Origin of the sequence: Methylomonas methanica (assembly GCF_001644035.1) — a bacterium.
Lineage (GTDB): Bacteria > Pseudomonadota > Gammaproteobacteria > Methylococcales > Methylomonadaceae > Methylomonas > Methylomonas methanica_A.
This window is the reverse complement of sequence record NZ_LUUG01000009.1, coordinates 1-4,750: the sequence shown is the minus strand read 5'-3', so window position 1 is coordinate 4,750 and position 4,750 is coordinate 1. Positions and strand designations below refer to the sequence as shown.

At 55.8% G+C, this 4,750-nt stretch carries 5 protein-coding genes; all 5 read right to left on the bottom strand.

Translation table 11 applies throughout. From position 1 onward, the window contains the following. Positions 1–172: 172 nt before the first annotated feature. The gene (locus A1332_RS00565) at positions 173–1,024 is read right to left on the bottom strand and encodes an urease accessory protein UreD (protein ID WP_064006646.1); all 852 of its coding nucleotides are present in this window, start codon (positions 1,022–1,024) and stop codon (positions 173–175) included. 147 nt (positions 1,025–1,171) lie between these two features. Further along, the gene (locus A1332_RS00560; RefSeq protein ID WP_064006645.1) at positions 1,172–1,459 is read right to left on the bottom strand and encodes a hypothetical protein; all 288 of its coding nucleotides are present in this window, start codon (positions 1,457–1,459) and stop codon (positions 1,172–1,174) included. 97 nt (positions 1,460–1,556) lie between these two features. Continuing rightward, positions 1,557–2,330: an ABC transporter ATP-binding protein gene (locus A1332_RS00555; protein ID WP_064006647.1), complete on the bottom strand. Its 774-nt coding sequence runs from the start codon at positions 2,328–2,330 to the stop codon at positions 1,557–1,559. Continuing rightward, complete coding sequence (gene urtD / locus A1332_RS00550) at positions 2,330–3,139, bottom strand: urea ABC transporter ATP-binding protein UrtD (RefSeq protein ID WP_064006644.1); 810 nt, start codon at positions 3,137–3,139, stop codon at positions 2,330–2,332. The genes A1332_RS00555 and urtD overlap by 1 nt, the downstream gene beginning before the upstream one ends. Beyond that, complete coding sequence (gene urtC / locus A1332_RS00545) at positions 3,136–4,254, bottom strand: urea ABC transporter permease subunit UrtC (RefSeq protein WP_064006643.1); 1,119 nt, start codon at positions 4,252–4,254, stop codon at positions 3,136–3,138. Before urtC ends, urtD begins: the two co-directional genes overlap by 4 nt. Positions 4,255–4,750: the final 496 nt, after the last annotated feature.

Here is a 4,750-nt window from a genome sequence, read left to right as displayed (position 1 = left end):
TATCTCGGCTGTCGGGCCGAGACCCGACATTAAAAAAGCCGTCGCGTCAGCGACACCACATCCCAACTCGATGCCATCCATGGCTTCTGGATTCCGGCAATCCATGCCGGAATGACGCGTTCATTGAGACCGCTCCAAGTCGATAAGACGATACTAGACGAAACAAACACCGTCACGTCGCCCAAATCCTCGGCGCACAAACCTCCTTCCCAACCACATCCCCCCGCACCAATCCCCAAACAGCTTCAAAAAACCCTTTCAACAAATCCGCCCGCCTATCCAACCCCCGGCAAATCAACAAGCCCTCAATCAAAGTCACCCCGCGATTAGCCTCATCACCAATCAATTCCTGTACCGCCGCCAAATGCAAGGGCGTGGCCGGATAAACAAACATCGTCCCGCAGGCCGAATGCCCAAACAAACCCCAACGGGCTTGAAACGCTTCGGCATCCAGCCGCAAACGTTCCAGGTAAAGCAAACACCCGGCACGGCTGATGCGCCAGTTCAGGCTGGCGGCACCATTGTCGAAGCCTTCACCGGCTGCCGGGCGGCCTAAGGCTAATATTTCCCAGCCGATGAAATGGGCGTGGTCAGCCAAATCGATATTCATGCTGGACTTTAACTGCGCACCTTCGTAAACAATGGTTTCCTGCGGTAGCCATTCCAGGCAGGCGTTTTCAGAGACTTTGAGATTGACGGTTTGTTGTGCTTCGCCGCCGCCGCTGCGATAAAACTTGCCGGCGGCAGGGGTGGTGATTAGCGCTTGCGCATCGTGCTCGACAGCGGCGTTAATGCTTAACTGATCGCCAGCTACCACGCCGCCGGGCGGGTGCAGCAAGTACACATGGCAGGCGCCGCCCTCCGGATAAAAAGGCCGTTGCACGGTCAACGGGCCGCGATGGGCTCGTTTGGACAATACGGTTTTGTCGCCGCGTTGGCTAAAGCCCAGTTGCAATTCGGCTTCCCATGCCACAGGTTCGGTGGTGGCATCGGGAATGGATGAAACAGCGAGGTTTGGGCTCATGGTGTTTGACTTAAAAGTTATCGGATCGGCCTGTTAATTCTAGTTATTACAGCCGTCGGCTGGCTAAGGCAATATATTGAGTTGGGCATTGTCGTTTCCCCTCTTTGAAAAAGAGGGGCTAGGGGAGATTTTCCAAACAAATCCCCCTCAATCCCCCTTTTTCAAAGGGGGAAGTTCCTGCTTAACGACATTGCGGCTATTCATATGCCGAGTGATGTGCAATATAACCGGGCCAAATACAATTCCTAAAATTAATACACCGATCAGCAATCCCGACAAATCGGGGATTTCGAAAAAGGGATGCAGGGCGGCGTTGGTTAATTGCAGCAAGTTGCCGCCTTCCATCATGGCTTCGTAACTGCTATGTGCCTCGCTGCGTATCGACCAAACCAATAACAAAGCCCCAGCCGCCAGCAAAAATTGTTCGGATTTCATGTGTTTTCTCCGTCACCCAGCTTTTAATCAGTACGATGGGCTACGCCCGTTTTTGAAAATCCCCCTGACCCCCTTTTTCAAAAGGGGGAAGATTGACTTACACCGTCAAATAGCGCTTCACCATATCGTCCGCCAATTCGTTCATTGCCCCCACCGCCACATGCCGGCCACGGTCCATGATGCAAAACTGGTTCGCCACCTTGCGGGCGAAGGGCAGTTTTTGTTCCACCAGTAGCACTGTCACGCCCAGTTCTCTGTGGATGCGATCGATGGCTTGGTGGATTTCGCCGGTTTCCGGTTTTGGAGTCGGGGTAGCGACACCGCGCGATTTGTTCAGGCGAATGATCACGTCGCCGATTTCGCTGACGATATTGGGCTGAATACCTTCGGTGGGTTCGTCCAGGATCAGCAGGCGCGGGTTTAGCACCAGTGCCCGGCCTATGGCTAATTGCTGTTGCTGGCCGCCGGACAGGTCGCCGCCCCGGCGCTTCAGCATTTGTTTTAATACCGGAAAAATCTCGAAAATACTGTCCGGGACTTTTTTGATGCCGTGCTTGTTGGCGGCGCGCAGGCCGGTTTTCAGGTTTTCTTCCACAGTCAATAGCGGAAAGATTTCTCGGCCTTGCGGCACGTAACCGATGCCCAGTTCGGCGCGGGATTCTGCTTTGGCTTTGGCCAGTTCCACGCCGTCGAATTGAATGCTGCCGTCGGCTACCGGCAGTAGGCCCATGATGGCTTTCAGTAGCGTGGTCTTACCGACGCCGTTACGGCCCATCAGACAGACGCAGGCCCCGGCGGGTACGCTCAAATCCAGGTCCCACAGGGTATGGCTGGCGCCGTAGTATTGTTGCAATGCGCTGATATTTAACATCATCCCCCCAGGTAAACTTGAATCACGCGCGGATCGTTTTGCACTTCGTCCATCGTGCCTTCGGTGAGCACCGAGCCTTCGTGCAGCACCGTGACTTTGCGGGCGATGCTGCGCACGAATTCCATATCGTGCTCGACGACGACGATGGAGTGTTTGCCTTGCAAGGACAGCAACAGTTCGGCGGTACGTTCGACTTCCTGATGGGTCATGCCGGCGATGGGTTCGTCGACCAGCATGACTTTCGGGTCCTGCATCAGCAGCATGCCGATCTCCAGCCATTGCTTCTGCCCGTGCGATAGGGCGCCGGCCAATTGCCGTTGTTGAGCGGGCAGGGCGATGGTTTGCAACACGTCATGGATGCGGTCGCGTTGCTCGCCGTTGAGTTTATGAAACAGGGTCGACCAGGTGCGCTTGTCGGTTCTTAAGGCCAGTTCCAGGTTTTCGAACACGGTCAAGGCATCGAACACGCTGGGTTTTTGAAACTTTCGGCAGATACCGGCTTGGGCGATGGCCGGTTCGTCCAGTTCCAGCAAATCGATGGTCTGGCCGAAGAACACCGAACCGCTGTCGGGCTTGGTTTTACCGGTGATGACGTCCATTAAGGTGGTTTTTCCCGCACCGTTGGGGCCGATCAGGCAGCGCAGTTCGCCGTCGTCGATGTACAGCGAAAGATGGTTCAGCGCCCGGAAGCCGTCGAAGCTGACGCTGACGTCTTCCATGTACAGAATCGGGCCGTGGCGGGCGTCGACTTCGCCGTCCAGCGGCAGGCTGGCGCCGCCTTCAGTAGTAGTTGCAGCCGAGATCATCATGCCGGTTGTCCTCCGGTAGCGTTGAGAGTGGGTTTGGGTTTACTGCGACGGCGCAGCAGGCCGACGATGCCGTCGGGCATTAACAAGGTGACCAGGATGAAGGCGCCGCCCAGGCAAAACAGCCAGGCATCGGGCATCAGACCGGTCAACACGGTTTTGGCGTAATTGACCAACACCGCGCCGATGATGGCGCCGTACAAGGTGCCGCGCCCGCCCACCGCGACCCAGATGACGATTTCAAGGGAGTTGAGCGGCGAGAATTCGCTGGGGTTGATGATGCCGACTTGCGGCACATACAACGCGCCGGCCAGCCCGGCCAGCATCGCCGCAAATACGAATACCCAGAGTTTGAATAATTCCACCCGGTAACCGAGAAAACGTACCCGCGATTCTTGGTCGCGAACCGCCGTGACTACCCGGCCCAGTTTGCTGTTCACAATCCAGCGGCAGAGAAGCAAGGCGCCGATCAGGCTTAGGCCAGTCATTAGTAACAACATCGAACGGACTGCTTCGGATTGAATGTTGAAACCGAGGATGTCTTTGAAATCGGTGAGGCCGTTGTTGCCACCGAAGCCCATTTCGTTGCGGAAGAAGGCCAACAGCAGGGCGTAAGTCAACGCTTGGGTGATGATGGACAAATACACACCAGTCACCCGCGAACGAAACGCCAACCAACCGAACACGAAAGCCAGCAGGCCAGGAGCGAGGAATACCATCAGCATCGCGAAACCAAAATTCTCGAAGCCGTACCAGTACCAGGGCAGTTCGGTCCAGTTTAGGAACACCATGAAGTCAGGCAGTTCGGCGTTGCCGTAAACCCCTCGGGTGCCGATCTGCCGCATTAGATACATGCCCATCGCGTAACCGCCCAGTGCAAAGAATGCACCCTGACCCAGTACCAGAATCCCGGCATAGCCCCAGACCATGTCCAGCGACAGGCCAAGCAGGGCAAAGGTCAGGTATTTGCCGATTAGGGAGACTGAGTAGGCCGAGAAATGCAATGCAGAATCTTCGGGGAAGATGAGGTTGCAGAGGGGGATTAAGAGGGTGACGCTTGCTAGGGCGAGTAGCACTGAGGCGTAGGTTTTGTCTTGGGTCAGATTGGTAATATTCATTTTTGAATTCCGTCTAATTTAAAGTGTCGCTGTCGCGACGGCTTTTTTGGAGTCGGGTCTCGGCCCGACAGCCGAGGTACTTTTCTTTGCTTGTCCAAAGAAAAGTACCCAAAAGAAAAGACACCCGGATGCCGCTTTGATCCTGCGCGCCGAAGTTTTTGAATGGGGTTGACGGAAGGGGCTTCCTGCCCCTCCGTCAACGCGATGCATCCCTGCATCGCCCCTACGGGCTATTCCATTCAAAAACTTCGGTGCTCGGCGCGGCATACGGGGTTAAAACCATCAGCCGCCCGAATTTGCGTAGGGTGGGCAACTTTGCCCACCGTTGGCTGTTATTCCGCGTGGGCACTTAATCGTGCCCACCCTACGACTGAGTCTCAAGCTAGCCGGAAAGTTTGGGCCAACCACCTTAATTTTCGTGGCGGGGTTAGTCCCGTTATTCCGCCCCGAGCATCGCAGCTTTTGGCGAGGGTTTTCGGAGGGGCTGGGAAGCCCC